16 protein-coding genes are annotated in these 16,035 nt (G+C 61.6%); 7 read left to right on the top strand and 9 right to left on the bottom strand.

Going from position 1 to position 16,035, the window contains the following annotated elements; genetic code table 11:
• Window positions 1-16: 16 nt before the first annotated feature.
• The 3 genes from fnr to GFU70_RS28900 form a co-directional block, all read right to left on the bottom strand.
• Window positions 17-769 (bottom strand): fumarate/nitrate reduction transcriptional regulator Fnr, encoded by a 753-nt coding sequence (gene fnr / locus GFU70_RS15575; protein WP_058543013.1) that lies wholly within the window; start codon window positions 767-769, stop codon window positions 17-19.
• Between the two features lie 233 nt (window positions 770-1,002).
• A complete protein-coding gene (gene ftsH, locus GFU70_RS15570) occupies window positions 1,003-2,829 on the bottom strand; it encodes an ATP-dependent zinc metalloprotease FtsH (RefSeq protein ID WP_153388374.1) in 1,827 nt (608 codons plus the stop codon).
• 12 nt (window positions 2,830-2,841) lie between these two features.
• Window positions 2,842-2,964: a hypothetical protein gene (locus GFU70_RS28900; protein WP_264295891.1), complete on the bottom strand. Its 123-nt coding sequence runs from the start codon at window positions 2,962-2,964 to the stop codon at window positions 2,842-2,844.
• A gap of 189 nt (window positions 2,965-3,153) precedes the next feature.
• Here GFU70_RS28900 and GFU70_RS15565 point away from each other — a divergent pair, with 189 nt between their 5' ends.
• A complete protein-coding gene (locus tag GFU70_RS15565; protein ID WP_058543011.1) occupies window positions 3,154-3,393 on the top strand; it encodes an Lpp/OprI family alanine-zipper lipoprotein in 240 nt (79 codons plus the stop codon).
• A 175-nt stretch (window positions 3,394-3,568) separates the two neighbouring features.
• Here GFU70_RS15565 and GFU70_RS15560 read toward each other — a convergent pair whose 3' ends face one another.
• Window positions 3,569-4,912 carry an OprD family porin gene (locus tag GFU70_RS15560; protein WP_153388373.1) on the bottom strand — a complete coding sequence of 448 codons (1,344 nt, stop codon included), beginning with the start codon at window positions 4,910-4,912 and terminating at the stop codon, window positions 3,569-3,571.
• A 41-nt stretch (window positions 4,913-4,953) separates the two neighbouring features.
• The gene (locus tag GFU70_RS15555; protein ID WP_116642070.1) at window positions 4,954-5,376 is read right to left on the bottom strand and encodes a helix-turn-helix domain-containing protein; all 423 of its coding nucleotides are present in this window, start codon (window positions 5,374-5,376) and stop codon (window positions 4,954-4,956) included.
• Between the two features lie 275 nt (window positions 5,377-5,651).
• Here GFU70_RS15555 and GFU70_RS15550 point away from each other — a divergent pair, with 275 nt between their 5' ends.
• Entirely contained in the window at window positions 5,652-6,641 is a 990-nt protein-coding gene (locus tag GFU70_RS15550; protein ID WP_153388372.1) for an MBL fold metallo-hydrolase, read from the top strand.
• Between the two features lie 71 nt (window positions 6,642-6,712).
• Here the strand turns inward: GFU70_RS15550 and GFU70_RS15545 are convergent, their stop codons facing one another.
• The 4 genes from GFU70_RS15545 to GFU70_RS15530 form a co-directional block, all read right to left on the bottom strand.
• Window positions 6,713-7,678 carry an FAD:protein FMN transferase gene (locus GFU70_RS15545; protein ID WP_153389171.1) on the bottom strand — a complete coding sequence of 322 codons (966 nt, stop codon included), beginning with the start codon at window positions 7,676-7,678 and terminating at the stop codon, window positions 6,713-6,715.
• Window positions 7,668-9,848 (bottom strand): PepSY domain-containing protein, encoded by a 2,181-nt coding sequence (locus tag GFU70_RS15540; RefSeq protein ID WP_058543006.1) that lies wholly within the window; start codon window positions 9,846-9,848, stop codon window positions 7,668-7,670. Before GFU70_RS15540 ends, GFU70_RS15545 begins: the two co-directional genes overlap by 11 nt.
• Window positions 9,849-9,873: 25 nt before the next feature.
• Window positions 9,874-10,344: a DUF2271 domain-containing protein gene (locus tag GFU70_RS15535; RefSeq protein WP_058543005.1), complete on the bottom strand. Its 471-nt coding sequence runs from the start codon at window positions 10,342-10,344 to the stop codon at window positions 9,874-9,876.
• 85 nt (window positions 10,345-10,429) lie between these two features.
• Complete coding sequence (locus GFU70_RS15530) at window positions 10,430-10,759, bottom strand: PepSY domain-containing protein (protein WP_058543004.1); 330 nt, start codon at window positions 10,757-10,759, stop codon at window positions 10,430-10,432.
• A 131-nt stretch (window positions 10,760-10,890) separates the two neighbouring features.
• Between GFU70_RS15530 and GFU70_RS15525 the strand changes: the two genes are divergently transcribed.
• From GFU70_RS15525 to GFU70_RS15505, 5 genes are all read left to right on the top strand, one after another.
• Window positions 10,891-11,550 (top strand): response regulator transcription factor, encoded by a 660-nt coding sequence (locus GFU70_RS15525; protein ID WP_058543003.1) that lies wholly within the window; start codon window positions 10,891-10,893, stop codon window positions 11,548-11,550.
• Window positions 11,547-12,905 carry an ATP-binding protein gene (locus GFU70_RS15520; protein ID WP_058543002.1) on the top strand — a complete coding sequence of 453 codons (1,359 nt, stop codon included), beginning with the start codon at window positions 11,547-11,549 and terminating at the stop codon, window positions 12,903-12,905. The genes GFU70_RS15525 and GFU70_RS15520 overlap by 4 nt, the downstream gene beginning before the upstream one ends.
• Before the next feature lie 89 nt (window positions 12,906-12,994).
• A complete protein-coding gene (locus GFU70_RS15515; RefSeq protein WP_058543001.1) occupies window positions 12,995-13,726 on the top strand; it encodes a GntR family transcriptional regulator in 732 nt (243 codons plus the stop codon).
• Window positions 13,727-13,848: 122 nt separating this feature from the next.
• On the top strand, window positions 13,849-15,138 hold the full coding sequence (locus GFU70_RS15510; protein WP_058543000.1) for an MFS transporter: 1,290 nt from the start codon (window positions 13,849-13,851) through the stop codon (window positions 15,136-15,138).
• A gap of 27 nt (window positions 15,139-15,165) precedes the next feature.
• Window positions 15,166-15,996 carry an amidohydrolase family protein gene (locus tag GFU70_RS15505; protein WP_153388371.1) on the top strand — a complete coding sequence of 277 codons (831 nt, stop codon included), beginning with the start codon at window positions 15,166-15,168 and terminating at the stop codon, window positions 15,994-15,996.
• The last annotated feature ends 39 nt before the right edge of the window (window positions 15,997-16,035 follow it).

Below are 16,035 nucleotides of genomic sequence, written 5' to 3'. Positions count from 1 at the left end.
GTCATGCAGGCAGGCGTTACAGCTCAGCATGACGATGGCAACCGGCGACTTTTTGCCTGAGGCCGGGCAAATCCAGGATCGTGACATTGCGCCCGTGCATGTCCACCAGTTCTTCCAGACGCAGGTGGGCGATGCCCCGGCAAATCGTTTCCAGGCGCAGGCCCAGGTAGGAACCGATGGCCTCGCGGCTCATGCGCAGGACGAACTCGCGCGAGGAATAGCCGCGCATACTGAGCCGTTGCGACAGGTTCAACAGGAACGCCGCCAGGCGTTCGTCGGCGTTCATGTTGCCGAGCATCAACAGCATGCCGTGGTCGCGCACGATTTCCTGGCTCAGGAGTTTGTTCAGGTTGTGTTGCAATGACGGTAGATCGTGGGCGAGTTTTTCCAGGAGTGTGAAAGGCAGCGGGCAGACTTCGCTGTCTTCCAAGGCAATGGCATTGCAGGCGTAATGATCGGTACTGATGGCGTCCAGGCCGAGCATTTCGCCTTGCATCTGGAAACCGGTGACCTGTTCGCGACCGTCTACCGAAAGGACGCTGGTCTTGAAGAAGCCCAACCTCACGGCATACAACGAGCGCAGTGGGTCGCCGGTGCGATACAGCGCGGCGCCTTTCTTGACCTTCACCCGCTGGGCGATCAGGGTGTCGAGGCGCTCGACTTCGCCGCCCGTCAAGCCAATGGGCAGGCACAGTTCAAGCACACTGCAGTTCGAGCAAGCGGTCTTGAGGGCGTGCACCTGCAGAAGTTGCGATTGAGGCTCGACCATGGGGAAAATTCCTTTAGTTGGAGCAAGCATAGAAGACCAGCTCAGCCGTGCCTGTTTTTTGTCGCCCAAAGCACTACCGACTGTCGATAAGCGCAACGTGGGTACAAATGATGGGGGGCAAACCTACACGAAGAAGTTTGCAAGACGACGCTGGTTGCATCGGGGGGCGGGCGCGCAGGGGGGGCGCTGGAGCCGCTCGAACCGTGACGGTCCGAGCGGCGGTCAAATGGCTGTCAAACCAGTCGCAAAGCCAGCGTAGCGTGTTTAAGCGGCAGCAGTGGGGCAAACTCTTCAGGTGTCAGGGTTTCTTTTTCCACCAGCAGGTGGGCCCCGGCGTTCAGGTCTTCCCGATGGCTTTCCAGCAGTGTCCTGGCGCGTTGATAGGCTTCATCGAGCAAGGCGCGAATACCCAGGTCGACTTCCCGGGCGGTTTGTTCCGAATAGTCCTTGTCACCGATGTCCATGCGTTCGCCCAGGTAGGTCGCATTTTTACGTTCCAGCACCGCCAGGCCAAGCTCCGCGCTCATGCCAAAGCGGGTGATCAACTGGCGGGCGATATCGGTGGCGTGGGCCAAGTCATCGGCGGCCCCGGTCGAGACCTGACCATAGGCCAGGAATTCGGCGGCACGTCCTGCCATCAGGACCACCATGCGGTCCTTGAGCATCTGGTAGCTGACCAGAAAATGATCTTCCGTGGGTCGCTGCAAGGTATAACCCAGCGAGCCAATGGCGCGCGGCACGATCGAGACCTTATGGACCGGGTCCATGTTCGGCAGGTTGCTGGCCGCCAACGCATGTCCCATTTCGTGATAGGCCACCACTTGGCGTTCATCGGGGTGCAGCAGGCTGCTCTTGCGTTCGATCCCGGCAACGATGCGTTCCACGGCTGCCGTGAAATCGTCGAGGCTGACCGTTTCGGCACCGCGTCGGGTGGCGATGATGGCGGCTTCGTTGACCAGGTTGGCCAGGTCTGCGCCAGTAAAACCAGTAGTGATGTCGGCGATACGCTCGCTATCGAGGTCCTGGCCGGTGACGATTTTTTGCAGGTGAACCTTGAGGATCGCCTGCCGGCCTTTACGGTCGGGGCGATCGATCAGGATCTGTCGATCGATCCGGCCGGCTCGCAACAGCGCCGGGTCCAATACCTCGGGGCGGTTGGTCGCCGCGAGCAGCACGACCCCCTCACGAGGGTCGAACCCATCCAGTTCTGCCAGCAGTTGGTTGAGGGTCTGCTCCTTTTCGTCATTGCCGCCCAGGACGCCGACGCCGCGCATCTTACCCAGCGCATCGAGTTCATCGATAAAAATGATGCAGGGCGCGGCCTGTCGGGCCTGTTCGAACAAGTCATGCACGCGAGCGGCGCCGACACCGACGAACATCTCGACGAACTCCGACCCCGAGATGGAAAAGAAGGGCACGCCGGCCTCTCCAGCGATGGCTTTGGCAACCAGGGTCTTGCCGGTGCCCGGCGGACCGACCAGCAATGTACCTTTGGGGATGTGTGCCCCCAGACGTGAATATTTCGCCTTGTCCTTGAGGAAGGAGACGATCTCCACCAGCTCGACCTTGGCTTCGTCGATGCCGGCGACATCGGCAAAGGTCACGCCGGTATCGCGCTCGACGAATACCTTGGCGCGGGACTTGCCGATGTTCATCAAGCCACCCATGCCCTGTTTTTCCGCCAGCCCACGAAACAGGAAATACCAGATCACCATGATCAGCACGAAGGGCAGCAACCCGCCCAGCAGGCCCCCCAGGAAGGTGTTTTCGTTTGCGCCTGTGAACCCGACACCCGAGTGGGCGAGATCCGCCGCCAGCGCCGGGTCTACCCTCACGGTCGAGAACTGGGTGTGGCCGTCGATGGGTTCCTGCAACTTGCCACTGATCTGGTCTTTCTCGACCCGTAGATCGCTGACCTTCTGATTGCTCAGCAATTGCAGAAACTGGCTATAGGGGATGACCTGCACAGCGGGGCGCTCGAAAAACAGGAACTGCACGAGGCTGAACACGGCCAACGCAATGAAGAAGTAGGACAGGTTCCACTGGTGAGTTTTTTTCATGGCCATGACTCATCAAAAGACGCCGATAGGGGCTGCGTTGATGTCAGGTTGCAATTCCAGCTCATCCAGGACGGTCTTGCGCAAGGTCCAGTCATTCATCACCGCATCCTCTGCGTCAGGAAAAGACGCGGGCACACGTACCCGGTTCGTTGTTTCTACACCAGAGGCAGGCCGGCACATTGAGCTACATCAACAACGCTTAAGTGGACCTGCGCCTGGCCGGCCTTGTAGTTGATCGAGATCAGAGTGGGTGGATGCGGGCACTGGATACTCGGGGCAGCTGTCGCACGCTTTTTTCAGTCGCGGTCAACCGAGGAAATGATCATGAACAGGTACTTGTCTTTCGCCTTGTTGAGCCTCTTTTTGGCAACCAGTGGCGGATGCACTCACAAGCTCGACCAGGAAGTCGAGGCCCGGTTGGATTCGGCGCAAAACAACGCCGCAACGGCAAGGCTCAGGGCGGATGAGGCCTACAGGAAGGCTGAACAGGCCGAGATAATGGCCGAGCAGGCGCAACGTACCGCCGCAGAGGCGAGCATACGTGCCACTCGGATGACCGATTAGGCCACGCGCAAGTAATCAGCGGGTGGACGGGAGATGGGCAAGGGGCCTGGCGCTGAGCGTGTTCGTCGACCTTCGGTTTCCTGACACTTCAGAAAACCGGGTCGTGCCGTTTCAGTGGCTTGGATTTCAGCCTATCTTCAACGTCCGAAGGCGCGCGGCGTCAGTTGTGCGAGGGTCAGAACGGTCCCAGCTTGAGTGGGTACTGGATGACGATATACAGCCGGTCGATGTCATCTCCGCCCTGGCTGCTGTTGGCGCGATGGGTGACGTGGGACAGTTGCAGCGACAGGTCCTTGGCCGGGCCTGACTGCACGATGTAGTGCAGGTCCAGGTCGCGCTCCCAATGGCGCCCACCGTCCCCTTGTTGTGGACTGTAAGTGCCAGTGTCGCTATCGAACGGGTTGTAGGCGCCGCCTTGGGGGGCATGGCTGCCGTCGATCCCGCGTCCAGTCACATAGCGGGCCATGAAGCTCAGGCCGGGGATGCCCAAGGTGCCCAGGTCGAGATCGTAGCGTGCTTGCCATGAGCGCTCGCCCGGGCCGTTGAAGTCGGCATATTTGATCGAGTTGGCCAGGTAGATGGAGTCGCCGCCGACGAAATCGAAGGGCGTGTCGCCGTTGATTTTCTGATAGGCCAGGGTGAACGCCTGGGCATTGAGCCGGTATTTGCCACTCAGGCTATAGGCCGTGGTGTCGATGGCCCCGGCGTTGGCCTTGCCATAGTCGCGGGTGTGATACAGGTTGCCGTCAAGGAACAGTTCGCCAAGGGTGGTATGCAGGTTGGCATAGTACTGGCGCCAGGTATCGCTCAGTTCGGAGGCGTAGAGCGCGCCGCCCAGGGGTTGGCCGGTGAGCAGGTCGGCGCCGATGAAATCGATGGCGCCGTTGCGCGTCGTCGCGCCGTACCCGGAAAAGTCACCCTGGCTGGTCGAGGCGTCCTGATTCTTGAACGCACTGAAGTGAGCCGCTTGCAGGTCGACCCCTTCGAGCTCGCGGCTGGAGAGCAGCAGGCCGCTGGCGTATTCGGGTTGCAGGCGCTTGTCTGCGGTATCGAATACCGGGCTCTGCACAGTCATTTCGCCGACCGCCAGGGTGGTGCGTGAGGTGTTGAATTTCAGCGCGCCGCCCGCGCTGGAGTAATGGTCCTCGCTGCGCCCGTTCTCATCCAACGGCAATAATCCCGTTCCGGAATGCCCCTTGCCCCCGTCCAGTTTCAGCCCCAGGAATGCGTGGGCATCGATGCCTACGCCGATCGTGCCGGGGGTGAAGCCGGACTCGAACGAGGCGATGAAGCCCTGGGCCCATTCCTGTTTGTAGCTTTTGCCTGCCGGGGTCGCGGTGCGATAGTCATTGTTGAGGTAGAAGTTGCGGCTGAGAACTTCCAGCGTCGCCCCTTCGAGAAAGCCAGGCGTGCTTTGCGCGAGTTCCGCTGCCATCGCCGGTGCGGCGCTGCCGGTGAGCAGGGCAAGCAGCCAGAGCGGCTTCAGGGCGGCGGTTGAGTGGTGTGGTGCAGGCAACATGCTTCGTTTCCGTGTGAGATTGGGCGGGCGAAGGGGCGGTACTACTTGCAACCAGGTGTGTCCGGCTGAGCGCGCAGTTCCCGGCACCGCCAGGCAAACGGATTGATGCCTTCGCTGTGGGTGAAGATGTGACAAAAGTGCGCCTGGTCGCAGAACCCGCATTCCAGGCTGATTTGCGTCAGGGTCAAGTCGGTCTCCCGGATCAGTTGTTTGGCCCGGTCGATGCGCTGGCTACGGATCCAGGCCTGAGGGGACTGGCCGGTGCTGCATTTGAACGCGCGGGAAAAATGACTGCGGGACAGGGCGCAGGCCTTGGCCAGTTCGGCAATTTCCAGCGTGTCGCTCAGGCCGTCGAGAATCACTTTCTTGACCAGGCTTTCGCGCCAGGGCGACAGGCCGCCGGTGCTGGTTTTTCGCGTTGGCTCGATGGGCGCCCTGACGGTGGTGTGTGATGCATGAGCCATGACAAAAACTCCGTGTCAGTGGGAAATGCCTGGCGCACCGCACGGTGGGCGGGCCGCTTCCCGCTTGAGAAAACAGGTCTGGGCAGAGGGCTTTATTCTTGGGCGTGGGGCGCGAGCGTGCGAGTTAAACGTTGTTAATTGCGTTCAGGTGCAGCATCGGACGCTGCACTCACTCAGCACATGGCTGCAAGTTCTGCGGTGCGAGACGAGTGCATGATGAGCTTCTCCGGCTGGTGTATGAGTGGCCGTTCTTCTGACTCGATCAAGGTGAAGGTATGAAGCAATCTTTGGTGTGCACACTGCGCGGGGCGGGCCTGGCATTGGCGCTGACATCGCTGGGCGCCCTGGCCCAGGCGCCGCTCCAGGCCACTCAAGTACCCGGTTACTACCGCTTGGCGGTGGGCAACTACGAAGTGACGGCGCTGTTCGATGGCTACAACGATCTGTCGCCCAAGCTGCTCGAAGGCTTGAGCCAAAGCCAGATCCGTGCCTTGCTCGCCCGTCGCTCGATTGAAACGCCAGGGGTGCAGACCGCGTTCAATGCTTTTCTGGTCAATACCGGCAAGCAGCTGATCCTGGTGGACACCGGTGCCGGCCAATGCATCGGCGCCACGGCTGGAATGCTCTCGGCGAACATGCAGGCCGCCGGTTATCGCCCGGAGCAGGTCGATGCCATCTTGCTCACCCATTTGCACCTGGATCACGTCTGCGGGCTGGTCGACGACAAGCAGCAACCGCTGTTTGCCAACGCTACAGTCTATGCCGCGAAAGCAGAAGCCGATTACTGGCTCGATCCCCAGGCGCTGGCGAAGGCGCCGGCCGGTGCCCGGGAATTTTTCAAGATCGCTCAGGATTCCACCGCCCCTTATGTGGCAGCCGGCCGCTTCAAGACCTTCGCCAGCGGCCAGTCGCCGGTGCCCGATGTCGATGCCGAACTGGAGCCTGGGCATACGCCTGGCAGCACCACGTACCGTTTTACCTCCCAAGGCCAGAGCATCCTGTTCATGGGGGACCTGGTGCATAACCTGGCGGTGCAGTTCGAGCATCCTGAAGTGTCGATTCGTTTTGATGTCGACAATCAACAGGCGATCAAGAGCCGGGCCAAGGTGTTCAATGCCGCGGCCACTACCAAGACCTGGGTGGCAGCGGCGCATCTGCCGTTTCCGGGGATAGGGCATATCAGTGCAGTGGGCGGGCACTTCCAGTGGGTACCGGTCGAGTACGGGCCTTATCAACGGGCAGCCAAGGTGCCGATGATCGAGTGAAATCCAAGCGCTTGCGCCGTTAAAACAGGCGTAGCCTCGCTGCTGGAGGCCTCAACACCCGAGCGTCGGCGTCAGCGCGTTTGAACCTGGGCCTGCAACTGTCCGCCGACTATGGATATCTCCTTGAGCTGCAAACCGTCGCGCACGACGAACAATGCGTCCATCCTGCGTTCTTGGGCCAGGCGAGGACCTTCGGTTTCACCCAGCACCATCAGCGCCGTGGCCCAGGCGTCGGCGAGCATGCATGAGGATGACACCACGGTCACGGCGGCGAGTCGATTACGCAGCGGCGTGCCGGTTTTCGGGTCCATGGTGTGGCTGTAGGACTGGCCCTCGATGTCCACCCAATGCCGGTAATCCCCGGAGGTGGCGATGGCCGCGTCACTGAGCTCCATCACACCCATGACTTCACGCGCGCCCCGACAGGGTTTTTCAATGGCCACGACCCAAGGTGTTGCATCAGGTTTAAGCCCACGGGCACGCATTTCGCCGTCTATGCCCACCAGGTAGCGCGTGATGCCAAAACTTTCCAGGCAGCGGGCCAGTTCATCGACACCAAACCCCTTGGCGATGCCGTTCAGCGTGAGCTTGAACGGTGCGCGTTTGCGCACTTGCCGATGCCTTGGGTCAATGATCAGTGTCCCGCGGGTCGATAGCCGGACTTGCGACGCGAGCGCCGAGGGGGGGAAAGTGGTCATGGACCGTTCGCCGGGGCCAAACCCCCAGGCGTCTACCGGGTCGCCGACGGTGATGTCGAAAGCGCCATTGGACTGCTGATTGACGCGCAATGCGGCTGCCAGCACCGTGACCAGTTCATCAGGAACCGATATCCAGGTGTGCAAAGGCGCCGCATTGAGGCGATTGAGGTCCGAGTCGGGTTTCCAGGTCGACATTTGCCGGTCCACCCGGGCCACGGCGCTGGCCAGGGCGTGGCTGATGGCGGGGACATCGGGTTCGCCCTGGGCATGGAACAGGGCGGTGTAGCGCGTGCCCATGGTTTCGCCGTTCAGGCTGTAGCGTCGCGAATCAGTAGACATCTTCACGGTAGCGTCCCTGTGCCTTGAGGGTCAGCACATTCAGGTTGAGGGGGGCGAGCACTTCGTCCAGCGCCAGCATCACGCCCTTGGCCATCTCGCGACCGCCGCACACCAATACCTGGGCGCCTTTTTCGATCAGCCGACGTAACACAGGGGCGTCGCTGATCAGCCGGTCTTGCACGTAGGAACGGTCCGTGACCTGGGAAAAGGCCGCGTGCAATGCCGTCAGGCGACGGTCTGCCAGGTAATGGTTGAGTTCGGCTTCGTAGAGGAAGTCCGAGGTCGGGTTGCGCCCGCCCCAATACAAGTGCATGGGATGGTGGGCCTTGTTGTTGCGGATGAAACCGGCCAGCGGTCCGATGCCGGTGCCGGCGCCGATCAGGATCACCGGATGAGCGCCCGATGCCGGGCGAAATTGTGGGTTCGGTTGGATAAAGGCTTCGATGGGGGCCGCGATGTCCAAGCTGTGAAGAAATGACGAGCACACGCCACCCTTGTGCTTGCGTACGCAGATCTCCAGCACGCCGTCCTGTGAGCTGCTGGCCAGGGAATAGAAACGCGGGATGGGGTTGCCGGGCGGCAGGATGCCGACCAAATCACCGGCTTCAAAGGTGGGTAATGTCCCTGAAGCTTTGAAACGCAATACGTGGGTGGGAGCGTCGGCCTGTTCACCGTAGACAATGCGCTCGGCCAGGATCAGTTGATGGGTGCGTGGCGGCTGCGCGGTGTGGACCAGCGTCAGCTCATGCCCCAGCACTTCACCCACGGCGTGGCCCCAGCGAGCAAACTCCTGGGCAGACTGGCGGTTGATGGTTTCCAGGCCGATCAACGGCGTGCCGCCGGCCTGCAACAAGGCGTCCTGCACCTGGTGGGCAAACTGACAGAACCGGGAAAACTGTCGATCACCAAAGCCCAGCACGGCAAACGCCTGGCCGGGTTTCAGGCCGTTGCTGGCCAGCCGGGCAAGGAACTGCGAAGCCGAAGCCGGGGCGTTGCCGTCACCGTGGGTTGCGGTGAGGATGAACACCCGTTGCGCGTTGATGCAGGCGTTGGCGTATTGATTCATTGGCGCGCTGTGAACGCGGTGACCGGCTTGATGCAAGGCTTCATGCAATGTGTTGGCAAAGCCCCAGGTGCTGTTGGTTTCGCTGCCTACCAGGATCACGGTGTCGGCCGATTGCGCGCTGCTGTCATGATGGATGTTCGGCGCGGCTTTGCGGCGACGCCACCACATCAGGATGCCGGTGATGCTCATCACGGGTACGCAGAGTGCACTAAGGCCGAGCAACAGGCCGAGCCACCACAGTCCTTCACCGGTGTGCAATCGATAGATCCATTCGTAGACGGTGTGCATCCCGTCATGGGCTTGATAGGACAGCAGGGTGCCGCTGGCCGGGTCCACATAACCGTCACCCTGGGCCGTGCGCAGGGAAAACACGTCTTGCGGGTTATTGGGGCTGGGGTAGACAAGCTCGCGCAGGTCATTCAGATCGATTGAGGCCAAAGCGTGCAGGTTCGCCACCGGCAAGGCCGGGGCGGAGCTGACGCTGTCGGGAAAGGCGGGCTCGACCTGGCTGCCGTCGGCGATGAAGTCGAACGTCACGGCGCACAGATAGAGACCGCTCAAGGCCGACAACAGCAGCCCCCATAACGCCAGGCGACCGAGCTCAGCATGCCAACGCTGGCTGAAGTTGCCCCGCAGTGGACGCAGCAGGTTGCGCCAGCCGCCGACACGCCGGACCAGCAACAGTGCCCCGGACACCAAGAGCATCAGCATGACCAGCGCGCCGGCACCCGCGACCCCATGGCCCGGTGTCCCGAGGAATAGCGAGCGGTGCAGGTCTTTCATCCAGCGCGAGAAGGCGCCGGGCTCGTACGGTGCCAAGCCTTGACCGGTCAACGGGTCGACCTCGTCGGCGCCGACCTGGCCGTCACGGTTGTAGTAGACGATGACCGTGCCGGACGCCGTACGCTGGATCTGCTCCACCGCTGGAAAGTGCTCGGCGACGCGTCCGGCCAACTGGGCGACATTGACCTGCCCGACCGCAGTGGACGTATTGTTCAGGCGTTCGAGGGCCGGATCGACAGACAATGTCGCGCCGCTGATGGCCAATAGCATGACCAATAGGGCGGCAATCAAACCGGGCAGGGCGTGGAGCTGGCGAAGCATGTTCGGCCTCCGCAGATGGCAGGTGCTACAGATCGTAGGTAAAGGATTGGACGAAGGTATTGCCCGCCACTGGCTTGCCTGCGCCTTGCGAAGTCAGGGCCACGCTGACGTCGGCCCGGGCATCACGCTTATCCTCGACGGCGCTATCGATACGGATCTGATACCCGGCATCGATCAGGGTGTCAGCCAGCTCGACGCTGACTTTGAGTGTGTCGCCGCTGCCAACGCTGGCGCCGCTGACGCCGTCGTACTCGCTCGGGCTCATCTTGCTTCCACGGGCCCAGTCGGCCAGGTGCTTGTAGTACTTGGCCTTTTTGCCGGCCACCCAGAGGGTTTTCTGATACTGGCCGCTGGCATCGGTGACGTAGATCGCCAGGTACGCATCGTTGCCGCTGTAGCGCTTGAGCTGGGTGGTGAGGGTTATTTCACGGGCTTGAGCCAGCCCCGGCAAGGCGATGGCGCCGACGAGGCAGGTTGCAGCGATGATTTTTTTCATGGGGTTGTCCTTTTGATCGTTGGGGCGAGAGCCTGGACCTGCTTGCTGACAGCAACCTGAACGGCAGGGCCAACGCGTCGAAATGTCACGGTGCGGGGGCTGGGGCTGGGGTGAGGTAGGCGGTGGCATCGTCATCGTCCCGGAAGTAGACCTCGAGTTTGCGCAGGTGCAGCGACGCCGGTGCGTAGCGGGCTTCGATGACATTGCCCTGGCGGTCCAAGCCCTTGAGCTTGTAGCAGCCGTCGTCGACCTTGATGCGCTGCACCGTCCAGCCGTATCGCTGTTGCACCTGCAGGCGCAGGGTTTCCCGTGGCTGCCAGTCGTTGACCGGTTCGCTGCAGTCGTCATCGGCCAAGGCGTGACCGTTGGCCAGCACACTTATCAGCGCAGTGCTGGCAATAAAACCTGATTTCATGATCTGTCTCCTGCCGGGGTTTCGTTGTGGGCATACCCTACGGTGCATTCCTGACAGCCAGCTGAATCTTCAGATTCACGTCAGGTAAGGCCGCTAAGGTGCGGCACAACCACGATCACAGGAGCTGCCCGATGCGGGTTTTATTGGTTGAGGACTCGCCAAGGTTGGGGGAGGCGGTGCGCGAGCAGATCGCCGATGACGGCCATGCCGTTGATTGGGTGCACAACCTTGCCCATGCACGCAGTAGCGTGAGCACGACCGCTTATGACCTGATCCTGCTTGACTTGATGTTGCCGGACGGCCGAGGGCTGGACTTCCTGCGTCAGCGGCGCAGCGCAGGTGACGTGACCGCGGTGATCATCCTGACGGCCCAGGACCAGATATCTGATCGAATCGCCGGCCTCAATGCCGGCGCCGACGATTACCTGGTCAAACCCTTCGATCTGTTTGAACTGTCGGCCCGTGTGGCAGCGGTGGCCCGCCGTTACAGCGGCAACCCCAATCCCCAGATCAGGCTCGGTGAGCTGCACATCGACATGAGTGCCCGTACCTTGCATCGGGCTGGCATGGCCGTGGACCTCACTGCCCGGGAATGGGCGCTGTTGGAGGCGTTCATCCAGCGTCCCGGCGCGCTGCTGTCCAAGGGGCAACTCGAGGAGCGGTTGTATGCCTTCGGCGCCGAAATCGAGAGCAATACGATCGAGGTCTATATCAGTCGATTGCGCAAGAAACTGGGGCGCGACCTGATCGAGACGGTGCGGGGCATGGGGTACCGGATGGTGTCGGCATGAAGACGACTTTCAGCCTGCAAAAGCGTCTCGGCCTGGGACTGACGCTGGGCATGACATTGCTCTGGCTGGTGGCGACGGTCGGCGCTTGGCGCGGGGTACGACATGAGTTGAACGAGGCCTTTGACAGCGCACTGGAGGAGACTGCCCAACGCATCCTGCCCCTGGCCGTGCTGGAAATCAGCAACCGGGAAAATCCTGCCGAGGCGCAACAGGTTGCCACCTTGAAGATGCACAAGGAGTACCTGACCTATCTGGTTCGCGATGCCGGGGGCAAGGTCCTGATGCAGTCCCACGATGCCAACCCGAGGATCTTCAGCAAACATCCGATTGAAGGTTTCTCCACGACTGGAAAGTACCGTCTGTATGGCGCCAGTGCGCTGCGCGAGACGGTATTCATCGAAGTCGCCGAGCCGCTGCGCAATCGCCGCGAGGCCGCACGGCAAGCCTTGTTTGCCCTGTTGTGGCCGTTGTTGGCGCTGGCCCCCATCAGCCTGTTGGGGACCTGGCTATTGGTGCGCATGAGTCTGAGAAGTGTGCTGGCCTATCGGTATGCCGTGGAGGCCCGTGGCGTGGGTGATCTGTCGCCGATCAAGGTGTCGCGCCTGCCGGCAGAAATCAACCCATTGGCCGATGCGGTCAACCGCCTGCTGGAACGCTTGCGCAAGGCCCTGGAGGCCGAACGCAGCTTCACCGCCAATAGCGCGCATGAGCTGCGTACACCCTTGGCCGCGACATTGGCGCAGGTCCAGCGGCTGTATCAGGAGGCTCCTGAAGGTCCGTTGCGGTTGCGTGCGAAAAAGATCGAAAGCGCTTTGCGCGAATTGGCCCGGTTATCGGAAAAACTCATGCAATTGGCCAAGGCCGAAGGGGGCGGGCTGCTCTCGCAAACGCCCCAGGACCTGGTTCCATTGTTGGCTCACGTGGTGGATGAGTGGCGACGCAACAGCCCTCGCCAGATCACGCTGCAACTTCCTGCCCAGGCCCATGTGTATTCGACCGTCGACCCGGACGCCTTCGGCATTCTGTTGCGCAATCTGATCGAAAATGCATTGAAGTACGGCGCAAAGGATCAACCCATCGAAGTCACCCTTACGGGCCAGGCGCTACTGCGGGTGATCAATGCCGGAGCGGTGGTGCCGGTGGCCGTCCTGCAGCGGCTGACCGAGCGTTTCGTGCGCGGCCAGAGCGAAACCAGTGGGTCGGGATTGGGGTTGGCGATCGTCAAGACGATCGTGCAGGGGATCGATGGGCGAATCGAACTGTTGTCCCCGGCAAAAGACCGGCAGGAGGGGTTCGAGGTGCGGGTCTGGCTACCGCTTGCCACCGTTGCCGCCGGCCATTCGTCAGCCAGCTAGCCCGGGCATTCTTGACAATCTGCCAACCTTGAGCAAATACTCGCGTCCATATTCATATATATGACTAGATAACAAGGTGAATAAGGTCGATGAAATCTCTTGCCAGTGATACCCGCCTACCGCTTTATCAACGTTTACGCGACCAATTGGCTGAACAGATCGCCAATAACCGCTGGCGTCCAGGGGAGGCGATTCCTACTGAGGCGGCACTGTCAGCCGAATACCAGTTGTCTACCGGCACGGTGCGCAAGGCCATCGATGCGTTGGTCAGCGAGGGCGTCCTGGAGCGTCAGCAGGGGCGCGGCACCTTTATTCGCCGACCGCAATTTCAATCGTCGCTGTTCCGTTTTTTCCGCTTTCAAAGCGCTTCGGGCGAACGCCGGGTTCCCGAGAGCCGGATCTTGTCCGTGGAACCGGTGGCCGCGCCTTCGGCGGTGGCCCAGGCACTGGGGTTGCCGATGGATGCGCCGGTGATTCGCATCGTGCGGGTGCGTCTGCTGGAAGTGGAGCCGGTGCTCGCCGAAGAAATCTGGTTGCCCCGCAGCCGTTTCCAACCGTTGCTCGAAATCGACCTGAGTCAAAAAGGGCCGCTGCTTTATCCCATCTATGAAGAAACCTGCGCTCAGGTGGTCGCCTATGCCGAAGAAACCCTCACCGCCGAGTCGGTGAATGAAGTCCACGCGCGACTGCTGCAGGTGCCGGTCAACAGCCCGGTGGTGGTGATCGAGCGTCTGGCGCGCGACTACGCCGGCAATCCCCTGGAGTGGCGACGTTCGCGCGGGCATGCCGAGCATTTCCGCTACCGCGTGGAAATCCGCTGACCCTACCTGGCTAGCGGCGAGTCGGTCGCCGCAGCCCTTATCGTTTTGTTTGCCATGACTGGCCCTGTAGCGGCGCGGTTCGCTCTCGGCTGCCTTTCGTTCCACCTATAAGGATAAAAATCATGTTCAGTTGGTATCGCCAAGTCACTGCGCGGGAGCGTAAAACGTTTTGGGCCTGTTTCGGCGGATGGTCGCTCGACGCCCTGGAAGTACAGATGTTCGGCCTGGCGATACCGGCGCTGATCGCCGCGTTCGCCCTGACCAAGGGCGATGCCGGGCTGGTCAGCGGCGTGACCCTGGTCACTTCGGCCCTTGGCGGTTGGGTCGGCGGCACGCTGTCGGACCGCTACGGTCGGGTGCGTACGCTGCAGTGGATGATCCTGTGGTTTTCGTTCTTTACCTTCCTGTCGGCGTTCGTCACCGGTTTCCACTCGCTGTTGATCGTCAAGGCGCTGCAGGGCTTCGGGATTGGCGGCGAATGGGCCGCCGGTGCGGTGCTGATGGCCGAGACCATCAACCCCAAGTACCGCGGCAAGGTCATGGGCACGGTACAAAGCGCCTGGGCGGTGGGTTGGGGGCTGGCGGTCGGCGTCTTCACGCTGATCTACTCCTTTGTGCCGCAAGACATGGCCTGGCGGGTGATGTTCATCGTGGGCCTGCTGCCGTCGTTCCTGATCATTTGGGTGCGGCGCAACGTCGAAGAACCCGACAGTTTCCAGCGCCTGAAAAAGGAAAATGTCATCCCGCAGAGTTTCTTCAAATCCCTGGGCGGTATCTTTCGCCCTGAGCTGCTGCGCGTGACCTTGTTTGGCGGGCTGTTGGGGTTGGGGGCGCACGGCGGTTACCACGCGGTGATGACGTGGCTGCCGACCTTCCTCAAGACCGAGCGCAACCTGTCGGTGCTCAACTCCGGCGGCTACCTGGCGGTGATCATCTTTGCCTTCTGGTGCGGCTGCGTGGTCAGCGGCCTGTTGATCGATCGCATTGGCCGGCGCAAAAACATCCTGCTGTTCGCGCTGTGCTGCGTGGTGACCGTGCAGTGCTATGTGTTCCTGCCGTTGAGCAACACCCAGATGCTGTTCCTGGGGTTCCCGCTCGGCTTCTTCGCGGCCGGTATTCCGGCCAGCCTCGGGGCGTTTTTCAACGAGTTGTACCCGGCGGATGTGCGCGGCGCCGGCGTGGGGTTCTGCTACAACTTCGGCCGGGTGCTCTCGGCGGTGTTCCCGTTCCTGGTCGGGCACATGAGCGATTCCATGTCCTTGGGCTCGGCCATTGGCATCGACGCCGGGATTGCCTACGGCGTGGCGGTGATCGCGGCGCTTTGCCTGCCGGAAACCCGCGGCCGCAGCCTGCAAGCCACTGCTGCATCGGCGCCTGGGGTAGAGAGTGACAGCCAGGGCGCCCGGGCCTGATTTCCCTTATTTCGATAGATGAAACCCATGGTTGATACCTGTTCTACACCGATCACCGGCATTGACTGCCACGCCCACGTGTTCAGCCGTGCGCTGGAACTGGCTGCTGGCCGGCGCTACACACCTGGCTATGACGCCACGCTCGCCCAGTACCTGGGCCACCTGCGCGCCCACGGCTTGAGCCATGGCGTGCTGGTGCAGCCGAGTTTCCTCGGCACCGATAACCGCTACCTGCTGGCTGCATTGCGGCAGGCGCCGGAGCAATTGCGCGGGGTCGTGGTGGTGGAGCGAGACGTCAGCCGGGCCGAGCTGGACGACATGGCCCGGCTGGGCGTGGTCGGTGTTCGCCTTAATCTGCTGGGCAAGGCCATGCCCGACTTTCGCGAAGCCGCCTGGAAAGCCTTTCTGGGGCATCTTGCCGAGTTGGACTGGCACCTCGAACTGCACGCCCCGGTGGAGCAACTGCCAGGATTGATTCGTCAGCTGATGCCGTTTGAGGTCCGGTTGGTGATCGACCATTTTGGCCGCCCGGACGCCCGCCTGGGCGTCGACCAACCGGGTTTTTCCGAGCTGCTGGCGCTGGGGCTCAGTGGGCACGTATGGATGAAAATCTCCGGCATCTATCGCCTGGCGGGAACGGATCAACAGAACCTGGCATTCGCCCGGACCGCGCTGGCCTTGCTGGAACAGAGTTTTGGCCGCCATCGCCTGGTGTGGGGTAGCGACTGGCCGCATACACAACACGAGGCAAGCGTTGGTTTCGATAGGGTGATTCAACAGCGGCAGGCTTTGGAGGGGGCGGCGCCGCTGATGCGCGCGCTCATGATCGAGACCCCACGCGCCTTATTCAGATTTTGAGATCGACGTACCGTGGCGGCGAATTTTCCTGAACTCGCC

Origin of the sequence: Pseudomonas brassicacearum, assembly GCF_009601685.2 — a bacterium.
GTDB lineage: Bacteria > Pseudomonadota > Gammaproteobacteria > Pseudomonadales > Pseudomonadaceae > Aquipseudomonas > Aquipseudomonas kilonensis_B.
Note: the sequence above shows the minus strand (reverse complement) of the source record. Positions and strands in the feature narration are given on the sequence as shown.